Source organism: Alloalcanivorax balearicus MACL04 (genome assembly GCF_025532145.1).
Classification (GTDB): domain Bacteria; phylum Pseudomonadota; class Gammaproteobacteria; order Pseudomonadales; family Alcanivoracaceae; genus Alloalcanivorax; species Alloalcanivorax balearicus.
In genome coordinates, this window is sequence record NZ_ARXS01000006.1 from 130,032 (window position 1) to 154,192 (window position 24,161).

At 62.6% G+C, this 24,161-nt stretch carries 23 protein-coding genes; 9 read left to right on the plus strand and 14 right to left on the minus strand.

Annotation, left to right across the window (positions count from 1 at the left end; genetic code table 11):
• The first annotated feature begins 85 nt into the window (after positions 1-85).
• The 3 genes from mutM (at position 86) to MA04_RS07420 (ending at position 2,134) form a co-directional block, all read left to right on the plus strand.
• Entirely contained in the window at positions 86-895 is an 810-nt protein-coding gene (gene mutM, locus MA04_RS07410; RefSeq protein ID WP_262459972.1) for a bifunctional DNA-formamidopyrimidine glycosylase/DNA-(apurinic or apyrimidinic site) lyase, read from the plus strand.
• Between the two features lie 308 nt (positions 896-1,203).
• Complete coding sequence (locus MA04_RS07415) at positions 1,204-1,554, plus strand: hypothetical protein (RefSeq protein ID WP_133492753.1); 351 nt, start codon at positions 1,204-1,206, stop codon at positions 1,552-1,554.
• 37 nt (positions 1,555-1,591) lie between these two features.
• Positions 1,592-2,134, plus strand: coding sequence for a porin family protein (locus MA04_RS07420; protein ID WP_262459973.1), 543 nt, complete (start codon positions 1,592-1,594; stop codon positions 2,132-2,134).
• Between the two features lie 173 nt (positions 2,135-2,307).
• On the opposite strand, the gene MA04_RS07425 is transcribed toward MA04_RS07420, so the two are convergent.
• From MA04_RS07425 to metX, 6 genes are all read right to left on the minus strand, one after another.
• Entirely contained in the window at positions 2,308-5,412 is a 3,105-nt protein-coding gene (locus tag MA04_RS07425; RefSeq protein ID WP_262459974.1) for an efflux RND transporter permease subunit, read from the minus strand.
• A gap of 8 nt (positions 5,413-5,420) precedes the next feature.
• Positions 5,421-6,575, minus strand: a complete 1,155-nt coding sequence (locus tag MA04_RS07430; protein ID WP_262459975.1) for an efflux RND transporter periplasmic adaptor subunit — start codon at positions 6,573-6,575, stop codon at positions 5,421-5,423.
• A 350-nt stretch (positions 6,576-6,925) separates the two neighbouring features.
• Positions 6,926-8,083 carry a radical SAM family heme chaperone HemW gene (hemW, locus tag MA04_RS07435; RefSeq protein WP_262459976.1) on the minus strand — a complete coding sequence of 386 codons (1,158 nt, stop codon included), beginning with the start codon at positions 8,081-8,083 and terminating at the stop codon, positions 6,926-6,928.
• Complete coding sequence (gene rdgB / locus MA04_RS07440; RefSeq protein ID WP_022997249.1) at positions 8,080-8,682, minus strand: RdgB/HAM1 family non-canonical purine NTP pyrophosphatase; 603 nt, start codon at positions 8,680-8,682, stop codon at positions 8,080-8,082. Before rdgB ends, hemW begins: the two co-directional genes overlap by 4 nt.
• A gap of 26 nt (positions 8,683-8,708) precedes the next feature.
• On the minus strand, positions 8,709-9,338 hold the full coding sequence (metW, locus tag MA04_RS07445) for a methionine biosynthesis protein MetW (protein ID WP_229682969.1): 630 nt from the start codon (positions 9,336-9,338) through the stop codon (positions 8,709-8,711).
• Positions 9,328-10,485: a homoserine O-succinyltransferase MetX gene (gene metX / locus MA04_RS07450; protein WP_022997247.1), complete on the minus strand. Its 1,158-nt coding sequence runs from the start codon at positions 10,483-10,485 to the stop codon at positions 9,328-9,330. Before metX ends, metW begins: the two co-directional genes overlap by 11 nt.
• Before the next feature lie 197 nt (positions 10,486-10,682).
• On the opposite strand from metX, the gene MA04_RS07455 reads away from it, so the two are divergent.
• Positions 10,683-12,008 (plus strand): MFS transporter, encoded by a 1,326-nt coding sequence (locus MA04_RS07455; RefSeq protein WP_262459977.1) that lies wholly within the window; start codon positions 10,683-10,685, stop codon positions 12,006-12,008.
• A gap of 136 nt (positions 12,009-12,144) precedes the next feature.
• Complete coding sequence (locus tag MA04_RS07460; RefSeq protein WP_262459978.1) at positions 12,145-12,747, plus strand: porin family protein; 603 nt, start codon at positions 12,145-12,147, stop codon at positions 12,745-12,747.
• Between the two features lie 124 nt (positions 12,748-12,871).
• Here MA04_RS07460 and trmB read toward each other — a convergent pair whose 3' ends face one another.
• The 8 genes from trmB to ftsY all read right to left on the minus strand — a co-directional run bounded on the left by trmB (position 12,872) and on the right by ftsY (position 19,390).
• Positions 12,872-13,588 carry a tRNA (guanosine(46)-N7)-methyltransferase TrmB gene (gene trmB / locus MA04_RS07465; RefSeq protein ID WP_262459979.1) on the minus strand — a complete coding sequence of 239 codons (717 nt, stop codon included), beginning with the start codon at positions 13,586-13,588 and terminating at the stop codon, positions 12,872-12,874.
• Between the two features lie 135 nt (positions 13,589-13,723).
• Positions 13,724-14,503 (minus strand): thiazole synthase, encoded by a 780-nt coding sequence (locus tag MA04_RS07470; protein ID WP_163127500.1) that lies wholly within the window; start codon positions 14,501-14,503, stop codon positions 13,724-13,726.
• 51 nt (positions 14,504-14,554) lie between these two features.
• Positions 14,555-14,758: a sulfur carrier protein ThiS gene (gene thiS, locus MA04_RS07475; protein ID WP_022997093.1), complete on the minus strand. Its 204-nt coding sequence runs from the start codon at positions 14,756-14,758 to the stop codon at positions 14,555-14,557.
• Positions 14,759-15,130: a DUF423 domain-containing protein gene (locus MA04_RS07480; protein ID WP_014992598.1), complete on the minus strand. Its 372-nt coding sequence runs from the start codon at positions 15,128-15,130 to the stop codon at positions 14,759-14,761.
• Positions 15,131-15,298: 168 nt separating this feature from the next.
• Positions 15,299-16,162: an RNA polymerase sigma factor RpoH gene (gene rpoH / locus MA04_RS07485; RefSeq protein WP_014992599.1), complete on the minus strand. Its 864-nt coding sequence runs from the start codon at positions 16,160-16,162 to the stop codon at positions 15,299-15,301.
• Between the two features lie 322 nt (positions 16,163-16,484).
• Entirely contained in the window at positions 16,485-17,459 is a 975-nt protein-coding gene (gene ftsX, locus MA04_RS07490) for a permease-like cell division protein FtsX (RefSeq protein WP_262459980.1), read from the minus strand.
• Positions 17,449-18,150, minus strand: a complete 702-nt coding sequence (gene ftsE / locus MA04_RS07495; protein ID WP_163127504.1) for a cell division ATP-binding protein FtsE — start codon at positions 18,148-18,150, stop codon at positions 17,449-17,451. The genes ftsX and ftsE overlap by 11 nt, the downstream gene beginning before the upstream one ends.
• A 37-nt stretch (positions 18,151-18,187) precedes the next feature.
• The gene (gene ftsY, locus MA04_RS07500; RefSeq protein WP_262459981.1) at positions 18,188-19,390 is read right to left on the minus strand and encodes a signal recognition particle-docking protein FtsY; all 1,203 of its coding nucleotides are present in this window, start codon (positions 19,388-19,390) and stop codon (positions 18,188-18,190) included.
• 257 nt (positions 19,391-19,647) lie between these two features.
• Here ftsY and MA04_RS07505 point away from each other — a divergent pair, with 257 nt between their 5' ends.
• From MA04_RS07505 to MA04_RS07520, 4 genes are all read left to right on the plus strand, one after another.
• Positions 19,648-21,012 (plus strand): M16 family metallopeptidase, encoded by a 1,365-nt coding sequence (locus MA04_RS07505; protein ID WP_262459982.1) that lies wholly within the window; start codon positions 19,648-19,650, stop codon positions 21,010-21,012.
• On the plus strand, positions 21,012-22,424 hold the full coding sequence (locus MA04_RS07510; RefSeq protein ID WP_262459983.1) for an insulinase family protein: 1,413 nt from the start codon (positions 21,012-21,014) through the stop codon (positions 22,422-22,424). Before MA04_RS07505 ends, MA04_RS07510 begins: the two co-directional genes overlap by 1 nt.
• Positions 22,399-22,974 (plus strand): 16S rRNA (guanine(966)-N(2))-methyltransferase RsmD, encoded by a 576-nt coding sequence (rsmD, locus tag MA04_RS07515; RefSeq protein WP_262459984.1) that lies wholly within the window; start codon positions 22,399-22,401, stop codon positions 22,972-22,974. The genes MA04_RS07510 and rsmD overlap by 26 nt, the downstream gene beginning before the upstream one ends.
• Positions 22,975-23,182: 208 nt before the next feature.
• Entirely contained in the window at positions 23,183-24,151 is a 969-nt protein-coding gene (locus MA04_RS07520) for a calcium/sodium antiporter (protein ID WP_163127514.1), read from the plus strand.
• The last annotated feature ends 10 nt before the right edge of the window (positions 24,152-24,161 follow it).

Genomic DNA, 24,161 nt, shown 5'->3' on the forward strand with positions numbered 1-24,161 from the left:
CTTCCCACAGCGGCTTCGTAGCGTAATCTGTGGGAGCCAGCCCGCTGGCGAATCCTGTCCTGACCCATATTCCAAGGAGCCATTAATGCCCGAATTACCCGAAGTGGAAACCACGCGGCGGGGGATCGAGCCGCATTTGACCGGACGCCGTCTGCGCTCGGTGACCGTGCGCGAGCCGCGGCTGCGCTGGCCCGTGGACGAGCGGGTGGCGGCGTTGCGGGATCGGCCGGTGCTGGCGGTGCGGCGGCGCGCCAAGTATTTGCTGCTGGACCTGGATGGCCTGCATCTGGGGGTGCATCTGGGCATGTCCGGAACGCTGCGGGTGGTGCCGGAGGCGGCGCCGCTGCGCAAGCATGATCATGTGGATCTGGTGCTCGATTCCGGGCAGCTATTGCGCTTCAACGACCCCCGCCGGTTCGGCGCGGTGCTCTATCTGCCGGACCTGGAGCAACACCCGTTGTTCACCGGCCTCGGCCCCGAACCACTGGACGCGGTCTTCACCGGGGAATGGCTGCACCAGCGTAGCCGTGGGCGCAAGGCCTCGGTGAAGACGTTCATCATGGATAACGCCACGGTGGTGGGCGTTGGCAACATTTACGCGCAAGAAAGCCTGTTTTTGGCGGGCATTCACCCCTCCCGGCCAGCGGGACGCATCAGCCTGGCTCGCTACCAGAGTCTGGCGGAAGCCATCCGGCAAGTCCTGGCACGGGCCATCGTGGCTGGCGGCACCACGTTGCGGGACTTCACCCGGGTTGACGGTCAGCCCGGCTACTTCGCCCAGGAATTACGGGTCTATGGTCGAGCGGGGGAGCCTTGCCGGCAGTGCGGAACGCCGTTGCGGGGTGGGCGCCACGGTCAGCGCAGTACCGTGTATTGTCCCCACTGCCAGCGTTGAGGCGGGTTCAACCGTTTTCTGAGGTCAGTGTGCTATCGTATTGTTTCTCTACGAATAAAGATTTAGATTGTGAACCAGTAGTCAGCACGACTGCTGAATTGGGGTAACAATGCCCCGGCGACTCAGCAAAAGGGGGGAGCCCGGACCATCTTCTTGTGTGTGGGGGTTGAACCTGTGGGGGGTGAGTCGCCGCTCCCGCGGTCGAGGGACGGCCGCGGGGGCTCCTATTCAAAAGGCTGGGTCAAGACGGTTGGGACTGCCCGGCCAATCCTGCTATCCAACGAGAACCTGTCGAAGAGGGACTCACAATGAAGCGAGCCCTGCGCCTGCTGGCGGCCGCCACCATCATCTGCACCGTATCCCAAACCGCACAAGCCCGTCCCATGGACGAAGACGCCGATCAGCCGTCGGCGCTGGCCATGTTCGGGGACGCGGTGATCGTCCGGCCGGTCATGGCCGTCGGTACGGTGGGCGGTCTGGCCGTGTATACGGTAATGTTACCGTTCTCCGTGCTCGGTGATAATGAAGGCGAAGCCGCCGAAGTGCTGGTGAAGAATCCCGCCCGCGCCACTTTTTTGCGTTGTCTGGGCTGCACGCCGACGCAACATGAGCGCAAACAGGCGGAGAAAAAAATACGAGAAGCCAACGCGGCGCAATAATCGCGCCGCTACCGATTGATCTTTCGAGGAGTCCGCTATGCAACGTTGCGTGGCTGCATTGGCCGCCGTGGCCATGGGCATGGGTGTATCCGTGGCGCACGGCGAAGCCTACGTATCCCTGGGATACGGATATCATGAACAGGATGACCGCTTTTTCGGCGACGACCGCTTCGAGACCGGTGACCTGATCGCCAAACTGGGCGGCCGTATCAACCGCTGGTTCGCGGTGGAGATGCGCGGCGGTTCCACGCTGAACAGCAACGAAGACCGTCTCAATGGGACTCCCGTGAAAGGCGAGTACCGTCAGAAGTATTTCTATGGCGCCTATGTGAAGCTGAGTGGTCCCAACGCCACCATGGCCACGCCGTATCTGATTGGCGGTTATACCGAAGGCAAGGAAGAAATGGACGTGGACGGCGGCGGCAAGGTCTCGGACAAATGGTATGACTCGTCCTACGGTCTGGGGATCGATTTCGGTGTCAGCGAGCGCTTCGACGTCAACGTGGAATACATGTTCTATCGTGACAAGGACAACGTCACCCTGAAAGGCCCCGCCCTGTCCGCTTCCTGGACGTTCTGAATTCGCGATACGTAATCGCTCTCCCGCCAAGGGAGGACGAAGCCGCCGTGGGAGCTTGCCTGCAAGCGAATCTTGGGGCCGGAAGCTCATTCGCTTGCAGGCAAGCTCCCACGGCGGCTTCGTAGCACAATTGTAGGAGCCAGCCTTGCTGGCGAACCGCTTTCCTCAACCCCTCATCCACTCTCCGCCGGTTCCGGCAGTGTTTCCGTCTCTTCGTCACCATGCCCTTCGTTGCGGCCCAGCAGCATGTACATGGCCGGCACTACGAACAGGGTAAACAGGGTGCCGATGGTCATGCCGGCGGCCACCACCAGACCGATGGCGAAGCGGGCGCCGCCGCCGGGGCCGGCGGCGATCAGCAACGGAATCATCGCCAATACCAAAGCGGCGGTGGTCATCAGTACCGGACGCAGGCGCACGGCGGCGGCGTGTTCGATGGCCTCCCGCTTGCCCATGCCTTCTTCCTGCATTTTGTTGGCGAACTCCACGATCAGAATCCCGTGTTTTGATATCACCCCGATCAGGGTCACCAGCCCCACCTGCGTGTAGATGTTGAGCGTGGCCAGACCGAGGCTGACGAAGATCATGGCGCCGCACACGGACATGGGCACCGTGATCAGCATGATGATCGGATCACGGAAGGATTCGAACTGGGCCGCCAGAACCAGATAGATCACGATCAGGGCGAAGAAGAAGGTGATCATCAAGTCGCTGCCTTCCTTCTTGAACTGCCGTGACTGGCCGGAATAGTCCACGCTGTAGCCGGGAGGCAGCACTTCCTGCGCCGCGTTTTCCAGAATGCCGAGCGCTTCACCCAGCGTCACCCCGGGGCGCTGTACGCCGGAAATGGTCACCGAGTTCAGCTGCTGAAAGCGTTTCAACTGTTGCGGCTGCACGGTTTCTTCCAGGCGCACCAGGGTGGCCAGTGGAATCAGATCGCCGGAGCCGGTGCGAATGTAGTATTGCTGCAACTGCTCCGGCGTCAGCCGGTCGCTGCGCTGAACCTGGGGAATCACTTTGTAGGACCGGTTTTCCAGGGAAAAGCGGTTGGCGTAGGCGCCGGACAGCATGGCGCCCAATTCCTGCGCCAGCTGACGCATGGTGATGCCCAGCGACGCGGCTTTCTCCCGGTCGATCAGAATGTTGTAGCGCGGTTTGTCGATCTTCAGGTCCGTGTCCAGGAAGATGAACTTGCGGCTCTCCTGGGCCTTGCCCAGGATCTGGTTGGCCAGTTCCTGCAGATTCTCGGTCGGCTCGGTGGTGCCGATGACGAATTCCACCGGCAACATGCCGCCGCCGCTGGGCAGGGACGGCGGGACGAACACCGCCGATTGCAGACCGGCGATGCTGTTCACCTGTTCGGACAGTTGCTGCTGGAATTCGTTGGTGGTGACGTCCCGCTCGTTCCAACTGTCCAGCACGAAACCCGCCAGGGCGGTGTTGGAGGCGGCGGTACCGGCGCCGCCGCCGAGACCATTGAGCAGGAAAATGTTTTCCACCGCCGGGGCGTCGGAGGCAATCTGTTCCAGCTCCCGGGTGAACGGCTCCAGATAGTCCAGTGTCACGTAAGGGTCGGCGGTGGCGGATACCAGCACAAAGCCCTGGTCTTCCTGGGGTTCCAGTTCGCTCGGCGAGGTGACGAACAGGAAGTAACAGGACACCAGAATGATCAGACCGAACACCAGCACCGTGGGCACGTCGTTCAAAGCGCCGTGCAGTCGCCGCTCATAGCTGCCGGCCAGTTTCTCGAACTGGCGGTTCAGCCAGGCCTCGAAGCGATTGCCGCGATGCTCCGGGTCGTGGGCCTTGAGAATTTTGGCGCACATCATTGGTGACAGGGTCAGCGCCACCACGCCGGAGAGCAGCACGGCACCGGCCAGGGAGAAGGCGAATTCGACGAACAGGGTGCCGGTGAGCCCGCCCATGAAACCGATTGGCAGGTACACCGCCACCAGTGTGGTGGTCATCGCCACCACCGGCCAGGCCAGCTCGCGCGCGCCCTTAAGCGCCGCGTCCTTGGGCGAGAGCCCTTCCTCCACATGGCGGTGCACGTTTTCCAGAACAATAATGGCGTCGTCCACCACGATGCCGATGGCCAGCACCATGGCCAGCAGGGTCAGCAGGTTGATGGAGAAGCCCATCAGCAGCATCAGGAACAGTGCGCCGACCATGGAGAGCGGCACGGCGATGGCCGGGATCAGCACCGAACGCAGGGAGCCAAGGAACAGGTAGATCACCAGGATAACGATGATCACCGCTTCCACCAGGGTCTTCACCACCTCGTCGATGGAGTCCTGGATATACTCGGTGCCGTCGTAAGGAATATTGCCTTCCAGGCCCTCCGGCATTTGCGGGAAGATCTCGTCTTCCAGCACCTTCCTTACCTCGGCGATCACGTCCAGGGAGTTGGCGTCCGGCGCCACTTCAATGCCCATGAACGTGGCCTTCTGGCCGTTGAAGGTCACCGAGGCGGCATAGGACTCCGAACCCAGTTCCACGTCGGCCACGTCCTCGAGGCGCACGATGGCATTGTCCTGGGAGCGGATTACCAGACGGCGGAAGCCGGCGACGTCGTTGAGGTCGGTTTCCGCCTTGAGATCCAGCGCCACATTGGTGCCCTTGGTGCTGCCCACCGCGGCGAGAACATTGTTTTGCTCCAGCGCGGCGTAAACATCGGAAGGGGTAATGCCCAGCGCCGCCATGCGCTCCGGTTTCAACCAGGCGCGCATGGCGAAGGTGCGGTCACCAAGAATTCGTGCCCGTTGCACGCCGTTGATGGTGGCCAGTTTCGGCTGCACCACGCGCACCAGGTAGTCGGTGATCTGATTGTTATCCAGCACCTCGGAGGAAAACGACAGGTACATGGCGGCGATATCATCGCCGATGGCCAGCTCCACCGTGGGGTCCTCGGACTCCTCCGGCAGTTCGCTGCGCATCTTGTTCACCTTGGCGACGATCTGCGTCAGGGTTTCGTTGGGATCCTGGCCCAGCCGTACATAAGCCTGGATTGAGGATGCCCCCTGCAGGGACGTGGAAACCAGATAGTCGATGCCGTTCGCCGAAGCGATTTCCTGTTCCAGCGGCGTGGTGATAAAGCCCTGAATCAGATCCGCGTCGGCACCAGTATAGATCGTGGTGACGGTGATCACCGCGTTCTCCAGCTCGGGATACTGGCGCACGTTCAGTTCCGTGGCGGCGCGTAACCCGAGCAGGAAAATAAACAGGCTGACCACCGAGGCCAGAACCGGTTTATTGATGAAGATATCCGTGAATTTCATGAGCGACCTCAGCTGTTCGCCGGCTCGGGCGTGGCTTCCGCGGAAGGCTGTACGTCATTCTCAATGGCCACCGGCGCATCATTGCGCAACTTGAGCAGGCCACTGGTGGCGATGATCTCTCCGGGTTCCAGACCGGATTCCACCACCACCAGGTCGCCGCGCTGGCGCCCCAGCTTCACGAACCGCTTGCGCACTATCTTGCCGGCGCCGTCCTCACTTTGCTGTTCGGCCTGTTCGCCTTCTTTTGCCGGCGCGTCCTGGATCACGAACACCGCGTTGCCGTAAGGCGCGTAGGCCACCGCCGTGCGAGGGATCACCACCACCGGTTCGGATTGCGGCAACTGGATCGTTACGTTGGCGAACATGCCCGGACGCATACGCTGATCCGCGTTCTCGAAGGATGCCTGAATGGTGACGTTGCGGGTGGTCTCGTTGACGCCCGGTTCGATGGCGGTGATGGTGCCCTCGAACTTCTGATCGGGGTAGGCGTCCAGCGAAGCGCGGGCGGTCAGGCCGGTTTCGATTTTGCTCAGCGTTTGTTCGGGCAGGGCGAAGTTGACAAAGATCGGATCCAGTTGCGCCAGGCTGACCACCGGAGTACCGGGTTGCAGGTACTGGCCGATATCCACGCGACGGATCCCGAGGACCCCGTCGAAGGGAGCGCGAATGGTCTTGTAGCTGAGCTGCTGCCGCTGCGCGTCCGCCTGGGCCATGGATTGATCCCGCTGGGCTCGCCGGCTGTCCAGCTCGGATTGTGAGATCGAACCTTGTTTGAACAGCCGCTGATAGCGATCGTATTCCTGGGCCGCCAACTGAGCCGTGGCCTGCAACGCCTTCAACTGAGCCTGGTCGGCGCGGGATTCCAGCCGCACCAGAAGGTCGCCTTTTTTCACCTGGTCGCCGGAGGTGAACTCGATGGCCGCCACTTCGCCGCCCACCTGGCTGGTGACCTCGACGCCGTTGACCGCTTCCACGGTCCCCACGGCATCCAGTGACAGTGCCCATTCGTCCCGGGTTGCCTCGGCGGTGGAGACGTTCGCCACTGGCATGGGCATATTGTCGAAGAAGCCCGTCATCATATGGTTGACGAAAGCCTTCCAGCCAAAGATGGCGCCAAACAATACGCCAACGCAGACCAGCATAATCACCATGCGTTTTGTCATGATCGAAACCCCGATGTGCAACCTGCTTATTTAGATATGTTCGTTGCCTGGCAGCCTTGCATGAGAGCGTCCAAAACCAGAGGATCGCATTCGCCAGCAGGCTGGCTCCCACGGATTAGGCTACGAAGCCGCTGTGGGAGCTTGCTTGCAAGCGAATCTTTTGGGAAACAAGAGCCCTGCCTGCCGGTGGCTGTGCATCAAAAGCTGCGTCCCTGTGGTTTTGGTTTTTTCTCTCCAGGCTGGGTCGCTCGGGGCAAGGGCAAATCGACAAATCGGATCAAAATAATGAGGGCAGACCCGGCGGCCACGGCGTCCAGAAGGCCCGAGTGTGCCCAGAAATCAGGCGGGCATCAAGAGGCGGAGAGGGATTCCCCAATAAGCGCCAACACGGTGTTGAGGTGGCGTAATCCCAAAGCGGTGCAAACGATTCGATCTGGATCCGGTTGCAGCAGACCGCGTTCACGCAAAGGGGCCAGCAGAACCGCGATGCGTTCCTGATCCACGCCGCAGTATTGGCTCAATGTGCATGAGGGAACGCCGTTGATCAAACGCAGTGCGTTCAGCAATGCTTCGAACAGAGGATCTTCTATGGCGCTGACACTACGGCGTGTCTGTTCCGGCGCTCGCAGATAGGCTTCCGGTTGCCGGGTTTTTTGATAGCGCAAACGTTGTCCGTCACGGCGGGTCAGTTTGCCGTGGGCGCCAGCGCCGATCGCCAGGTAGTCGCCAAAGCGCCAGTAGTTGAGATTATGACGGCAGCGGCGTCCCGGCTGGGCGAAGGCGGAAACCTCATAACGCTCATAGCCATGGTGCTGCAACAGGGCAAACCCCTGTTCCTCGATGTCGGCCATGGTGTCCTCATCCGGCTGGGTCGGAGGGGCGCGGTAGAAGGCGGTATTCGGTTCAATGGTGAGCTCATACCAACTCAGATGAGCGGGTGATAACTCGATGGCTGCTTGCAGATCCGCCAGCGCCTGCGCCGGCGTTTGTCCGGGCAGCGCGTGCATCAGATCCAGATTGAAATTATCGAAACCGGCGGCGCGGGCCAGGGCCACGGCACGGCGGGCTTCCTCGGGGCCGTGAATACGCCCAAGAGCCGCGAGCTGGCCGGGATCGAAGCTCTGTACCCCGATGGACAGGCGGTTGATGCCGGCCTCGCGGAAGCCTTCAAAGCGGCCCGCTTCCACGGTGCCAGGGTTGGCCTCCAGGGTGATTTCCACGTCGTTGGCCATTGGCAGGCGCTGGCGTAGGCCATCCAGCAGGCGCCGGTAAAAATCGGCGCTCATCAGGCTCGGTGTGCCGCCGCCGATAAAGATCGAAACAACGGGCCGGTCCAACTCACCTTCCAGCCAGCGCCGGTCCGCGTCGAGATCCGCCAGCAGGGCGTCGAGGTATTGGGTTTCAGGGAGTGTGTCGCGCTGATGGGAATTGAAATCGCAATACGGACATTTGCGCACGCACCAGGGTACGTGCACGTATAACGCCAGGGGCGGCCGCTCCGGGGTCACGGCAGTGGATGCTCCCGCAGTTGCGCGATCAGCTGCTGCAGAGCGCGAGCGCGATGGCTGACGCGGTTTTTCTCTTCCGGCGGCATCTCGGCGGCGGTGCGGCCGTCACCACTGATCTGAAAGTGCGGATCGTAGCCAAAACCGAACTCGCCGCGTGGTTCAAGAACGATTTCCCCTTCCCAACTGCCCTGGCAGACCAGCGGCGTCGGATCCTCGGCGTGGCGCATCAGTACCAGCAGGGCCTGGTAACGAGCGGTGCGGGGGGCGTCGGGCAGGTCGCCGAGCATCTCCACCAGCAAGGCGTTGTTTTTCGCGTCGCTGGCACCGACACCGGAGAAGCGGGCGGAATAGATGCCGGGGGCGCCGTTAAGGGCGTCCACTTCCAGGCCGGAGTCGTCGGCAATGGCCGGCAGGCCAGTGTGTCGGGCGGCATTGCGGGCCTTGAGAATGGCGTTCTCGACGAAGGTCAGACCGGTCTCTTCCGCTTCCGGCACATCGAAATCGCTCTGCGGCACGATGGTCATGTCCAGCGGCGCCAGAATGGCGTTCATTTCCTCCAGCTTCTTGCGATTGCCGGAAGCCAGAACCAGGGTTGCCATGGTCTCTCCTTGAATGTGGTGCGCGGTTACCGGGTCACCCGATAGATAGCGATCTCGCCGAACAGATTCGGCAGCAGCCGGGGCAGGGTGCTGCTGCTGTGATCGCGGTTGACCACTTCCCGCTGAATGATGCGGATGTCGTTTTTGCGACAGTGCGTCTCGAAGTCATTCACCGTGCACAGGTGAATATTGGGAGTATCGTACCACTCGTAAGGGAGCGCGGAAGATACCGGCATGCGGCCTTTGAAGGCGAGATAGCTGCGCACCCGCCAGTGGCCGAAGTTGGGGAAGGTGATGATCGCCTCGCGGCCCACCCGCAGCATTTCCGCGAGGATGCGGTCCGGGCGTAACACCGCCTGCAGGGCCTGGGTCATCACCACGTAATCGAAGCGGTCGTTCTGGAAGTTGTCCAGGCCGTTGTCCAGGTCCTGTTCGATCACGTTGACGCCGTTCTCGAAACAGGCGGCCAGATTGTCCTGGTCGATCTCCAGGCCGTAACCGCGCACCCCTTTGTTGGCTTTCAGGTACGCCAGCAGCGCACCGTCGCCGCAACCCAGGTCCAGCACCGAGGCGTTGCGCGGAATCCAGTCGCTGATCAGGCTCAGATCATTACGCTCCGGCATCCACTCGCGGATCCGCTGTACATCATTGGCCATCGGCATCCACCTCATCGGCCACCCGGCGCAGGTAGGCGCCGAACAGTTTCACATACTCCGGGATCGGCAGCAGGAACGCATCGTGCCCCTTGGGCGTGTCGATCTCCGCGTAGCTCACGTCCCGGCCCACATGAGTCAGGGCGTTGACGATTTCGCGGCTGCGCTCCGGTGAGAAGCGCCAGTCGGAATTGAAGGACATCACCAGGAAGCCGCAACGGGTACGCTCCAGGGCTTGTTCCAGGGTCCCGCCCTGCTCGCGGGCGGGATCGAAGTAATCCAGCGCCTTGGTCATCAGCAGATAGGTATTGGCGTCGAAATTGCGGGAGAAGGTTTCGCCCTGGTGACGCAGGTACGACTCCACCTGGAATTCCACATCGAAACCGAAATGGAAGCGGCCGGAGCGCAAGTCGCGGCCGAATTTCATGCGCATGGCGTCGTCACTGAGATAAGTGATGTGCCCCACCATGCGCGCCAGGATCAGGCCCTGACGGGGATAGGTGTCGTGCAGATAATAGCGGCCGCCATGGAAGTTCGGGTCGGTGAGAATGGACTGGCGGGCCACCTCGTTGAAGGCAATATTCTGCGCCGATAGCTTGGGGGCCGCGGCAATGACCACGGAGTGGCGCAGGCGCTCCGGGAAATCAATCGCCCATTGCAGGGCCTGCATGCCGCCGAGGCTGCCGCCAACCACCGCCGCCCATTGCTCGATGCCCAGCGCATCCGCCAGCCGGGCCTGACTCTTGACCCAGTCCTTCACCGTCATCATGGGAAAATCCGGGCCCCAAAGCTGGCCGGTCTCCGGATTGGTGGAGGTGGGGCCGCTGGAACCGTGGCAGCCGCCCAGATTGTTCAGGCACACCACGAAGAAACGATTGGTGTCGATGGGCTTGCCCGGGCCGATGCAGCTGTCCCACCAGCCCGGCCGTTTCTCGTCCATGCTGTGATAGCCCGCGGCGTGGTGATGGCCGGACAGGGCATGGCAAATCAACACCGCGTTGCTGGCGCTGGCATTGAGATTGCCGTAGGTCTCGTAGACAAGATCGTAGGATGGCAACTGACGCCCACATTCCAACTCCAGCGGCTGGTCCACATGGAGGGTATGGGGCTGTACCAGGCCCACGGAGTCCTGGGGGATTGATTCGGGCATTTCGGGTCATCATCCAAAGGTGAGGCAAAGTCTATCGACCCCCCCCAAGGCATGCAATGCGGCCACCCCGGTATCGTGGTCCATGGACTCCGGGTTACCAAGCCCCCACAGCGGCTTCGTAGTGTAATCTGTGGGAGCCAGCTTGCTGGCGAATACGGCTTCCGGTGTTGGGACATTCGCTTGGGTGAGAAGGGGACATGATGAACAACGGGAACGTTCACGGCGCGGGGACACGGGCAACGGTGGACCGCCTTTATGCCCTGGTCGCCAACGACGAGGATGCGCGTACCTGTACCGATATCAGCGAAGAAGCCTGCCGCGAGGTGCCGGGCAACTTCTTCAAGATCATTGTCGCCAATCTGCTCTCCAAGGTCGGTGATCTGCTGATCAATCCGAAAACCATCCTCGCCTGGCTGATCGGCGCGGTGGGGGCGCCAGGGTTTCTCACCGCCGCCTTGGTGCCGATCCGGGAATCCGGATCACTGATTCCGCAGTTGCTGATCGGCGCCTGGATGCGCCGGCATCCCGTGCGCAAAGGGTTCTGGGTGCTGGGTTCGGTGATTCAGGGCGTGTGTGTGCTGGGCATGGCGCTGGCGGTGTGGCAATGGCAGGGGCTGGCCGCCGGTCTGGCTATTGTTAGTTTGCTGGTGGTGTTCAGTCTGGGGCGGGGTTTCTGCTCGGTGGCGATGAAGGACGTGCAGGGCAAATGCATCCCCAAAGCCCGGCGCGGCCGTCTTACTGGCCTTGCCGCGACCCTGTCCGGCCTGGTGACCCTGGGGGTTGGCGTGGTGCTGTTCCGCGGGGGCCAGGATCCGGGCATGGTGTTCTATTCGGTGTTGCTGGTGGGGGCGGCCCTGGCGTGGTTGCTGGCGGCGGGAGTATTCGCCTCGGTGGATGAATTCGCCGGCGAAACCGCGGGTGGCGGACACGCCCTGAGGGATGCCTGGCGCAGCCTTGGGTTGCTGATCAGCGATGCGCCTTTCCGCAACTTCGTGATTGCCCGGGCCCTGCTGATGGCGTCCGCTCTGGGCTCGCCGTTTCTGGTGGTGCTGGCGCAGAAACAGAACTCCGGCGCCGCGCTGCTGGGCGCGTTTCTGGTGGCGTCGAGTCTGGCCAGCACGGTCTCCGCCAGTGTCTGGGGCTTCATGGCCGATACCTCCAGCCGCAAGGTGATGATTCGTGGTGGTGGTCTGGCCTCGGCCACCTGCCTGCTGGTGGCGGTGCTGGCCCTGGCCGGGGAAGGCGCCGCCGCCTGGTTCTATCCTTTCGCCTTCTTCGTGTTGGCCATCGCTCATGCCGGTGTGCGCATTGGCCGCAAGACCTACCTGGTGGACATGGCCGGCGGCGTCAAGCGCACCGACTACACCGCGGTCAGCAATACCGTGATCGGCGTGCTGCTGCTGGTGGCCGGTGGCATCAGCGCGGCGGTGTCGCTGCTGGGCACCGAGTGGGCGTTGATCAGCCTCGGTGCGATGGGCGTGCTGGGGACGTTGTGGTCCTGGAAGTTACCGGAGGTGGAGTAGGGCGCTATCGCGAGTTGGCCGGGAGTGGATTGGGCGCTGTTTTTTCGGCCTTGGCGTCACGGTGACCTGTGCTAGGATTTGCGCTTCGGCCTCGATTTGGGGGAGGCCGGATCACAATAACCAACGGAGGGAAACCGTGAAAAAATCGATTGTTAAAATACCTGTTGTTCTGGCCGCTGTCGCGGCAACGCTGTCCCCGCTCGCCCATGCCGAGGATCCGCGCCTGCTGGTCGGCGGTTCGCTGATGCGTGACGAGAGTAATCTGGATGAGGTGGTGGAGAGTATCGATCCGTTCATCCATGCCAGTGCGCCTGATGCCGAATGGGGGACGGACCTCTATGTGGGGGTCGCTTTCAATCAGTATTTCCAGGCTCGTTTCGGGCATCGCCTGTTCGGTGACTCCGAAACCCGGATTTACAGCGGCAAGATGGAGGTGGAAGCAGACGGGGTCTATGTCGCCCTGGACGGTCTGATGCCAGTGACGGAACGGTTGTCACTGGGGGGGACGCTCGGCATACAGAGTGTGGACGTCACCCTGAAAGTCAGCGATGGCTACAATGGCTTCAAGGATGATGACGATGCCCGTGATTTCTTCTACGGCTTGCGGCTGCAGTATCTGGTAACCGACCAGCTCGCGGTGACCGCGGCCTATCACCGCTACAAGTTCGAGATCGACGCCAATGGCGTGGATGATCTGGAATACGACAGCGTGGGGATCGGTGCGCAGTACCGGTTCTAGGCATTACAGACCGGACTACGAAGCCGCTGTGGGAGCTTGCCTGCAAGCGAATCTTTTCCCGAGAGCCGATTCGCTTGCAGGCAAGCTCCCACAGCGGCTTCGTAGTGACGTCCGAATACAGGGGTTATACCGCCTCGAACAACAAATCCCAGACGCCATGCCCGAGCCGCGCGCCGCGGCGCTCGAATTTGGTTTCCGGCCGCCACGCGGGGCGTTCGGAGAACTGGCCGCTGCCGGCAAGATTGCGGAAGCCCGGCGTCTGGTTCATTACCGCCATCATCTGTTGCGCGTAGTCTTCCCAGTCGGTGGCCATGTGCAGCGTGCCGCCTTCCTTTAATTTGCCGCGCACCAGCGCCACCCACTCCGGTTGGACGATGCGGCGTTTGTGATGCTTCTTCTTGTGCCACGGGTCGGGAAAATAGAGTTGCACCCGTGACAGGCTGTGATCAGGGATGCACAGCGTGAGGATGTCCACCGCGTCATCGCAGTAGCTGCGCAGGTTGCTCAGACGCTGTTCCTCAATCTCCATCAGCAGCGCGCCGACACCGGGCCGGTGCACTTCCACGCCAATAAAATCCTGCTCCGGGGCGGCCGCCGCCATGGTGGCGAGGGAATGGCCCATGCCGTAGCCGATCTCCAGTACCCGGGGGGCGTCGCGGCCAAACACTGCTTCCGGTTCCAGCTGGCCGCCGGCACGTTCCAGGCCATAACGCGGCCACAGTGTTTCCAGGGCGTGACGCTGGCCGATGGTAAGACGACCTTCGCGCAGTACGAAACTGCGCACCTTGCGCATCACCTTACCGGTGACCGGGTCTTTGTCCTGGTTGATGAAGTCGAGCATGGCACCGGTCTTGATGGAGTCGGGGGGCGGGGATTGTAGCAGAGCCTGCAGGCTGATTCGCTGCCAAGGCAGCTTCCCACAGGGAGGAGCTACGGAGCCGCTGTGGGAAGCTGCCTTGGCAGCGAATTCTTTGTTTTACCGGCTCACGCCATCCAGCGGCGAGGACGCGGCGGCATAGGCCTTGCGTGGCATGCGGCCGGCCAGGAACGATTCGCGGCCGGCTTCGATGGCCTTGCGCATGGCCGAGGCCATCAGGATCGGCTTGTTCGCATGGGCCACGGCGGAGTTCAGCAGCACACCGTCACAACCCAGCTCCATGGCGATGGCGGCGTCGGAAGCGGTGCCCACCCCGGCATCGACGATGATCGGGACTTCCGCCTCTTCCAGGATCAGGCGAATGTTGTGCGGATTGAGAATGCCGAGGCCGGAACCGATCAGCGAGCCCAGCGGCATCACCGCCACGCAGCCCATGGACTCCAGTTCCTTGGCCACGATCGGGTCGTCGTTGGTGTACACCATCACCTTGAAGCCGTCGTCCACCAGGGTCTGGGCGGCTTTCAGGGTGTGGGTGATATTCGGATAAAGGGTTTTCTGATCGCCCAGCACTTCCAGCTTCACCAGATCATGGCCGTCCAGCAGTTCCCGCGCCAGCTTGCAGGTGCGCACCGCGTCCTCGGCGTTGAAGCAGCCGGCGGTGTTGGGAAGGATGGTGTATTTGTCCGGGCTGACGAAGTCCAGCAGATTGGGTTCGTCGGCGTTCTGCCCAATATTGGTACGGCGAATCGCCACGGTGACGATTTGCGCGCCGCTCTCCTCGATGGCCGATCGGGTCTCCTCGAAATCCTTGTACTTGCCGGTGCCGATCAGCAGCCGGGAGGAATAGGTTTTTCCTGCGATATCGAGTAGGTCGGACATGATGGCCTCGGGTTGAGATTGGTGGGTTAAGGAGAAGGGTGAGACGGAGGCTCACCCGCCCCCAATGGCGTGCACGATTTCCACGACATCCCCGTCGCGCAGCACATGATCGGCATGGGCGCTCTTGGGGACGATATCCCGGTTCACTTCCACCGCCAGTCGTCGCCCGCTCAGGTTCAGGGCCTGAACCAGATCGGCCACGGTGCGGCCGGAAAGGGAAAAGGGTTCGCCGTTAACGGTCAGGGTGGTCATCATTCAATCCACGGAACGGAATAAAGCCCAGGCCAGCATCAGCCAGCCCACGATCAGGGCCACACCGCCAAGGGGTGTGATCGCGCCCAGCCAGCGTTGGCCGCTGAGCACCAGTACATACAGGCTACCACTGAACACCACCATGCCGGCAAACATCACCCAGCCGGCGGTGACGGCGCCGCCGGCGGAGAATTGACGGGCCAGCAGGCCGGTCAGCAGCAGGGCCAGAGCATGGTAGAAATGGTATTGGCTGGCGGTCTCCCAGATGGCCAGATCGGCGGGGCTGACCCGCGCCTTGAGACCGTGAGCGCCGAACGCGCCCAGCATCACCGCGAGGGCACCGTTGAGCGCGCCGAGAGTGAGTAACGCATTCATTGAGAGTCGTCCCTCATGCGTGGATGATCGGGAGAGTGTCGCCGGGTAGCGGGAAAACGCCGGAATTATAACGCAAACGCCACCCGGAGGTGGCGTGCAAAAGGCAGAAAAGCAAACAAAGCAAAAGTAACAAAAACAAAATCAGCGCATTACGGGTTCGTGCAACGATCAGGCAGCAATGGCGTTACGCAGCTTCTTGATCGCGTTGTTCTCCAACTGGCGGATCCGCTCGGCGGACACGCCGTACTCATCAGCCAGTTCCTGCAGGGTGGACTTGCTGTCCGCCAACCAGCGGCGCTCGAGAATATCGCGGCTGCGATCATCCAGCGCCAACAGGGCGGAGCCCAGTTTGCGGGAATTCCGGTCCTGATCGTCCTGCTCGGCGAGCAGCTCAGCGGGGTCGCTGTTGTCGCTGTGCAGGTACGCGGCCGGTGACGGAATGGTGTTGTCCTCATCGTCATTGATGGGACCGTCGAAGCTGGCGTCATAGGCGCCCAGCCGACCTTCCATTTCCTTCACCTGTTCCGGGGTCACTCCCAGATCATCGGCCACCCGGGCGGCTTCTTCCGGCGTCAACCGGCCCAGACGTTTCTTCTGACCACGCAGGTTGAAGAAAAGTTTCCGTTGGGCCTTGGTGGTGGCCACTTTGACGATGCGCCAGTTACGGATCACGTATTCGTGAATTTCCGCCTTGATCCAGTGCACCGCGAAGCTGACCAGGCGCACGCCTTTGGCCGGATCAAAGCGTTTCACCGCCTTCATCAGGCCCACGTTGCCTTCCTGGATCAGATCACCCAGCGGCAGACCGTAGCCGGTGTAGCTGCGTGCGATATGCACGACAAAGCGCAGGTGGGCCAGTACCAGATTGCGGGCGGCATCCAGGTCTTCCTGAAAGTACAACCGCTCCGCCAGTACCCGCTCTTCCTCGGCACTGAGCACCGGCACGGCGTTGACCGCGCGGATATAAGCGTCCAGGTCATGACCCGGTACCGCCAGCGGCATGGCCTGTGCACGTTGCAGTTGTGTGTTCATGTATCCCTTCTCCCTTTTGGATGGGAAAGATATTAGCACTCGCTCCCTATGAGTGCTAATAGGGGTTTTGGTTCCCCGTTATCGTCGGAATCAATAATGATCCCGCTCTCCCCATCGGACCCCGATCTGGATCAATGATTCCATGGTTGGGTGACGAATCGATGTAACGGGAGGTAAAAAAGCAGGATCGCGAATTCGGATATGGCTACGAAGCCGCTGTGGGAGCTTGCCTGCAAGCGAATGTCTTGGCCCGCAAGAGCAATTCGCTTGCAGGCAAGCTCCCACAGTGGCTTCGCGAAGCGCTCACAAGCTGCGATCCCCCCTAGAACTGCGGCTCGATCTCGCCCAGATGTCGGCTCACTGCCAGCCAGGCGCCGAGCAGGCCCAGGGCGCCACTGAACAGCGGCAGGATCAGCGCGGTTGCCGGGGACATCCCGGTGAGCGAATACTCACTTTTGTACAGATCCAGCAACTGATTGACCGGGCCGCCCAGCCACCACAGGGCGGTGCCGACCAGGATCAGCGCCCCCAGCCCGCCGGCGAAACCGCAGCAGAAGCCGCTATAAAGGAAGGGGCGGCGGACAAAGCCGTCGGTGCCGCCGACGATCTTGATCACCACGATCTCCTCGCGGCGGCTCTCGATGGCCAGTCGTACCGTATTCACCACCACCAGCACCACGGCGGCGGCCAGGGCCAGAGTCAGCACCCCGATCAGGCGCTGCCCCAGCTCGATAATGGCATGCAGGCGCCGCACCCAGGCCACATCCAGCTGCGCCAGATCCACTTCCGGCACCTTCGACAGGCGTTGCTGCAGGGCCTCCAGCGCCGCCGGCTCGTTGTTGGACGGGAACACCACGATCAGCGGCGGCAGCGGGTTGTCCGGCAGGGCTTCGAGCACGTCGCCGAAGCCGGATTGCTCACGGAACTCATCCAGCGCCTGCTGGCGGGTGATCACTTCGGTGTCCGCCACGCCGTCCAGGCCTGCCCAATCCTTGGCCAGAGCCCGTTGCCGCTCCTCCTTGATATCCATCTTCAGAAAGACGGACAGATGGGCGCGGCCATCCCAGCCCTGGGTGATGACCCGGGCGTTGTCCAGCAGCACCGACAGACCGGTGGGCAGAGCCAGGGCGATGGCGATCACCAGGATGGTGAGCAGGGTGCTGCCGGGAGTACCACGCATACGCCCCAGGGCATCCGCCAGTGAGTCCCGGTGATGATGGCGCCAGGCGGTGAAGTGATCGCCCAGGGAAGTGCGGGCGCTGCGCGCGCCGGCTGGGCGTTTCGGGTTACGCGCCATACCAGTCTCCCGCAGTCGGAGTGGCGCTCTCGACGCCATCGTGAATCAGGTTGCCTTCGCGCAGAGTCAGCAGGCGGTGGCGGTAGCGGGCGATCAGTGACAGGTCGTGGGTGGCGATCAAAACCGCCACGCCGACCCGGGCGAAGTCGTGGAACAGGTCCATGATCTCCGCGGACAGGGCCGGGTCCAGGTTACCGGTGGGTTCGTCGGCCAGCAGCAGCGGCGGTTTGTTGACCACCGCCCGGGCGATGCCCACCCGCTGCTGTTCGCCGCCGGAGAGCATGATCGGATTCTGCTTTTCCTTGCTGAGCAGGCCCACCTTGTCGAGGGCGGCGCGCACCCGTTTGCCGATATCCGCCTTGGGGAAACCGGCGATCACCAGCGGCAGGGCCACGTTGTCGAACACGCTGCGATCGAACAGCAACTGGTGGTTCTGGTGGACCATGCCGATCTTGCGGCGCAGCAGGGGGATATGGCGGTTGCCGAATCCATTCAGGTTTTGCCGGCCGACCAGGATCTGCCCCTGGGTCGGGCGCTCGATCATCATGATCAACTTGAGCAGGGTCGATTTGCCGGCGCCGGAATGGCCGGTAAGAAAGGTGAGCTGCCCCGCGGGCAACTCGAACGACACCCTGCGCAGGGCGTCCTTGCCACTGGCGTAGCGCTTGCTGACCCGGTCGAATTTGATCATGGATGCTGGTCTCGTTGAGCGTGCTGGGGAGCTTCGATCAGGAGGTCACGTCCTCGAACAGGGCCTGCACGAATTCCTCGGCGTTGAAGGGCCGCAGATCCTCCAGGCGTTCACCGACACCAATGAAGCGGATCGGCAGACCGGTGCGTTTGGCCAGAGCGAACAGGATACCGCCTTTGGCGGTGCCATCCAGTTTGGTCAGCACCAGGCCGGTGACGCCGGCGGTCTCACGGAATTCCAGGGCCTGGTTGATGGCGTTCTGGCCGGTACCGGCGTCCAGCACCAGCAGCACCTCGTGGGGCGCTTCCGGGGACAGCTTCTTCATCACCCGGGTGACCTTGGACAGTTCTTCCATCAGGTTGCCGCGAGTATGCAGGCGGCCGGCGGTATCGGCGATCAGCACATCCGCCTGGCGGGACTGGGCGGCCTGTACCGCGTCATAGATGACGCTGGCGGAGTCGGCGCCGGTATGCTGTGCCACCACCGGAATATCATTGCGCTCGCCCCATACCTGCAATTGCTCCACGGCGGCGGCGCGGAAGGTGTCGCCGGCGGCCAGCATCACGTTGCGGCCCTCCGCCTTGAAGCGGCAAGCCAGCTTGCCGATGGTGGTGGTCTTGCCGACGCCGTTCACGCCCACCATCAGGATCACGTAGGGTTTGTGCCCGCCGTCGATGGCCAGCGGCTGATCCACCGGCACCAGCAGCTTGCGCAGCTCTTCCTGCAGCGCCTCGTAGAGGGCGTCGGCGTCCACCAGTTCCTGGCGGCCGACGCGCTCGGTCAGTGCCTGGATAATGACGTCGGTGGCTTCCACGCCGACGTCCGCCACCAGCAGCTGGGTCTCGATTTCCTCGAAGATCTCGTCGTCGATCTCCTTGGCGCCGACCAGCAGGTCCGCCAGGCCCTTGCCCAGATTCTTGCTGGTCTTGCTCATGCCCGCCTTCATGCGGGCCCAGAAACCGGCGTTGTCTTCTTCGGTCGGTTCTGGCGCGGCGGCCAGGGGGTCGGGTATGGCCGGGGGCTGCTCTTTTTCCCCATTTTCCACCGGCGCCGGAGCGGCTTCGGTCTGCTCCACCGGAGCAGCGGCGGGGGCCGGCTCGCTGGACTCTGTCTCGTCCGCGGAGGGTTCGGCCGGGGCCGCTTCCTCGCGGTCGCGGCGGAACATGCGCGAGAAGAAACCGCCTTTCTTTTGCTCCTTCTCGGCAGGGTTATCGTCGTCGCGGGAAACTTCGTCGTTCATGATCAGTCGTATCCATCGGGTTGTCCGGCTGAGGCCGGAAGAACCCGCCCTGGTGGCGGATTCGGAAAAAGCGCCGCCCGCGTTGGCGGGCGAGCGGGTATCCTACCACTGTCGCGGAGCCTGTTCATGGCCTATGCGACGCCACCGTGAACGCGGTACGGCGGCTGCTGCCCAACCGGCCGTTGGCAAAAAGGGGGGAGCCGGTGCGCCGACGGCGCGGGTCCGGCATTTCCGATCAGAGCATGAGAGGACGTTTGATGAGAATCCTGGTGGTAGCGTTAGTGCTGGGGATGCTGTCATCCCTGGCCCGGGCGGAGTTACCGACCCACGAATTCAGCCTGGATAACGGTCTGCGCGTGCTGGTGCGGGAGGACCACCGGGCGCCGGTGATCACCGTGATGATCTGGTTCAAGGCGGGCAGCATCGACGAGGCTCCCCATGAAACCGGGCTGGCCCATTTACTCGAGCATATGATGTTCAAAGGCACCAAACATCTGGGGCCGGGAGAATACTCACGGATCGTGGCCCGCTTTGGCGGCAGTGACAATGCCTTCACCAGTTACGATTACACCGCTTACTTCCAGCAGTATGAGTCCTCGCGGCTGCCCTTGGCGCTGGAGCTGGAAGCGGAGCGCCTGAAGAACCTGGAGATCGACGACCAGGAGTTCCATCGCGAGCTGCAGGTGGTGATGGAGGAGCGCCGGCAGCGCACCGACGATAACCCCAATGCTCTGGCCTGGGAGAAATTCCAGGCGGTGGCGCGACCGGGCACCGGCTACGCTCACCCGATCATCGGCTGGCGCGACCTGCTGGCCCAACTGCAACCGGAGCAGGCACGCAGCTGGTTCCAGCGCTACTACGTGCCGGCCAACGCCACCCTGGTGATTGCCGGCGACGTTACCGAGGAACAGGTGCGGCCGCTGGTGGAGCGCTTCTTCGCTAAGCTGCCGGCCGGGGAGACGCCGCCACGACCGAAACTCAGTCTGGAGCCGCCCGCCGGAGAACGGCGCCTGTCCCTGCACCTGCCGGTGAAAGTGCCGGCCCTTTACATGACCTATAACGTGCCGTCGCTGACCACCGCCGAGGACAAGAAAGCGTTCTATACCCTGACCATGCTGGCCGGAGTTCTGGATGGCGGCCTCAGTGCCCGCATCGAGACGGAGCTGGTGCGGGGGCAACGTCTGGCCGCCGGCGCCGGCGCCGGTTACAGCGGTTTGCAGCGGGGCAGCGGGACCTTCACCTTCACCGCCACGCCCAATCCGGACGTGACTCTGGAGCAGTTGGAACAGGCCTTGCTGGATCAGGTCCGCGCTCTGGCCGAAACGCCGCCCAGTGCACAGGAAATGGAACGGGTGCGCGCCAGTGTCACCGCCAGCCAGGTGTATCAGCGGGATTCGGTGATGGGCCAGGCCATGGAACTGGGCATGCTGAGCACGCTGGGCCTGGATTGGCGTCTGGCCGGCGAGTTCGAGGCCAATCTCGCCAAGGTTACCGCCGAGGACGTACGGGACGCCGCCCGCCGGTGGCTGGTGGATGAACGTCTCACCACCGCCCTTGTTTTGCCAGAGAAGGAGCTGCCTGAGACGACGCAGCCAGAGAATGCACAGCCGGAGGCACAATAATGCGCGCGATGAAAATAGCGATTTTGGGTGTGATGTGCGTGGGGTTGTTGGCCGGCTGCGCCAGTTTTCCCGCCTCGGAACGGCAGGTGCGCCAGGCGGAGCCGGCGGCGCCGGAGCTGGATATCCAGTCCTGGCAGACCTCCGGGGGCGCCCGGGTGATGTTCGTCCAGAGCGAGGCGCTGCCGATGCTGGATGTGCGTCTGGTAATGAACGCCGGCGGCGCCCGCGACGGTGACTTGCCGGGGCTGGCGGCCATGACCAGCGCGCTGATTGGCGAGGGGGCCCAGGGGCTGAGCGTGGATGACATCGCCCGGGGTTTCGAGGACAAGGGGGCGCAGTTCTCCTCCGGCAGCTACCAGGACATGGCGGTGGTCAGCCTGCGCACCCTGTCCGAGCCGCAATGGCGGGACCCGGCCCTGACCCTGCTGGCGCGGGTGGCGGGCCAGCCTGACTTCCCGCAGGATGCCCTGGAGCGCATTCGCACCCAGATGCTGCAGGGACTGAAAATGGAGCGGCAGGTGCCGGGCCCACAGGTTCAGAAGGCATACCAGAAACAGCTGTTCGGCAATCATCCCTATGGGCATGCGGAGGGCGGCACACTGGAAAGCCTGCCGCGTATTCAGCGGCAGGATCTGGTGGATTACCACCAGCGCTATTACACCGCCGGCAATACCGTCATCGCCCTGGTTGGTGATGTCAGCCGGGCCCAGGCCGAGCGGATCGCCCAGCGTCTCAGCGATGCCCTGCCGCAAGGCGGCGCGGCGCCGGCGTTGCCTCGGGCCAGGACGTTGGCCGCCCGCAAGGTGGAGCATCTGACTTTCCCGTCCACCCAAACCCATATTCTGCTCGGCAACCAGGCCACCTGGCGGGGTGATCCGGACCATGTCGCCTTGTATGTGGGCAATTACATCCTCGGCGGCGGTGGCTTTGCTTCCCTGCTTACCCAGGAGGTGCGTGAAAAGCGCGGCTATGTGTACGGCATTTCCAGCTACTTCAAGCCCATGGCCGCCGGCGGTCCGTTCACAGTTCAACTACAAACCGCCAACGATAATGCCAGCGATGCGCTCGCCCTGACCCTGGATCAAATCCGCCGTTTTATCGCTGAAGGGCCCAGTGAGGAGGAACTGGCCATGGCCAAGGACAACATTCTTGGCGGCATGGCACTGGAAACCGCCGACAACAGCGATATCATCGGCCAGCTCGGCGCCATCGGCTTCTACGATCTGCCTCTGAACTATCTGCAACAGTTCAACCAGCAGGTGCGGGATCTGACCGTGGCGGACATCCAGGCGGCAATGCGGAAAGCGGTGGATCCGGACCATCTGGCGATTGTCAGTATCGGCCCGGAAGCGCCCGGGCTGCCCGCCACGCAAACGGTTAAAAGCAATGAAAGCCAAGGGAAAAACCAGTAAAGGGCAGGTGCGGATCATCGGTGGCGAATTTCGCGGCCACCGCCTGCACTTCGTCGACCAGGGAGGGGATCTGCGCCCCTCCGGGGACCGCCTGCGCGAGACCCTGTTCAACTGGTTGCAGTGGGAGTTGTCCGGAGCCCGGGTGCTGGATCTGTTCGCCGGCTCCGGGGCCTTGGGCGCGGAAGCGCTGAGCCGAGGTGCCGAGCGCGCCATTCTGGTGGAGAAAAAAAAGGAGCGCTGCTCCGATCTGTCCCGTCAATTGCGCCCCTTGTTCGGGGAGCGGGTGGTGGTACAGTGCGCCGACGCCTTGAAATGGTTGCCGAGGACGGCGGAGCGCTTTGACCTGGTGTTCATTGACCCGCCCTATGATCTGGGGCTGGCGGAGCCTGCCTGCCGCGCCCTGGAGGACCTCAAGTTGCTGATGCCGGAGGCGTTGATTTACGTCGAATCCCGGCGCCAGGACGGGGCGCCGGAAGTGCCGGAGAATTGGCGGCTGCTGAAGGAAAAAAGCGGCGGCGATGCGCTGGCTCGATTGTTCCAGCGGGAGTGATGACTGGGATAAGGGCGCTACAAGGCCGCTGTGGGAGCTTGCCTGCAAGCGAATTTTTTCGGGCTTCAGTGCCGATTCGCTTGCAGGCAAGCTCCCACAGCGGCTTCGTGGTGACCCGGAATTGCGGCGTGCCAGCGAACTGCGAATAGCAGCGGTCCTCTTCATAAACGGAGGGTCCGCAATGTTTCAAAAACATTGAGGAAAGAGTATGTGGCTTGCCGTGGCGGCAGTGGTTGCCGGCCTGATTGTTCTTGTCTGGAGTGCTGACCGGTTTGTTGATGGTGCCGCCACCACGGCTCGTTACGCGGGCATGCCGTCCCTGCTGATCGGCATGGTGGTGATCGGATTTGGCACCTCGGCGCCGGAAATGGTGGTGTCCGCCCTGGCGGCCGCGGATGGCAATCCGGGGCTGGCATTGGGCAATGCCTATGGCTCCAACATTACCAACATTGCTCTGATTCTCGGTCTGGTGGCGGTGATCAGTCCGATTGCGGTGCATTCCACCGTATTGCGTAAAGAGCTGCCAATACTGCTGGTGATCACCCTGCTGTCCGCGGCGCTGATTTATGACGACCTGGTGAGTCGCATGGATGCGGCGGTGTTGCTGCTGGTTTTTGCCTTGCTGATGGGCTGGTCCATCTACCAGGGCATGCGGGGGGAAGGCGACCCTCTTGGTGGGGATGTGGACCAGGAAGCCTTCACCCATCCGATGAGCAAGAAGCGCGCTCTGTTCTGGCTGGTACTGGGGTTGGTCCTGTTGGTGCTGAGTTCCCGTCTGTTGGTCTGGGGGGCGGTGGAAATTTCCCAGGCGCTGGGGGTCAGTGATCTGATCATCGGTCTGACCGTGGTGGCCATTGGCACCTCCTTGCCGGAACTGGCCTCCAGCCTGGTGGCCATCCGCAAAAACGAGCACGATCTGGCGCTGGGCAATGTGCTAGGCTCCAACCTGTTCAATACCCTGGCGGTGGTGGGGATCGCCGGCGCGATCCACCCGGTGGCGGTGGAACCGGCGGTGCTTTATCGGGACTGGGCGGTGATGACCGGTCTGACCCTGCTGCTGTTCGTGTTCGGGTATGGCTTCCGTGGGCGGGGGCGGATCAATCGTCTGGAAGGCACGGCGTTGCTGGTTATTTATCTGGCCTACACCGGTTATCTGGTGACCACCATGATGCCTTGACGCCGGGGCC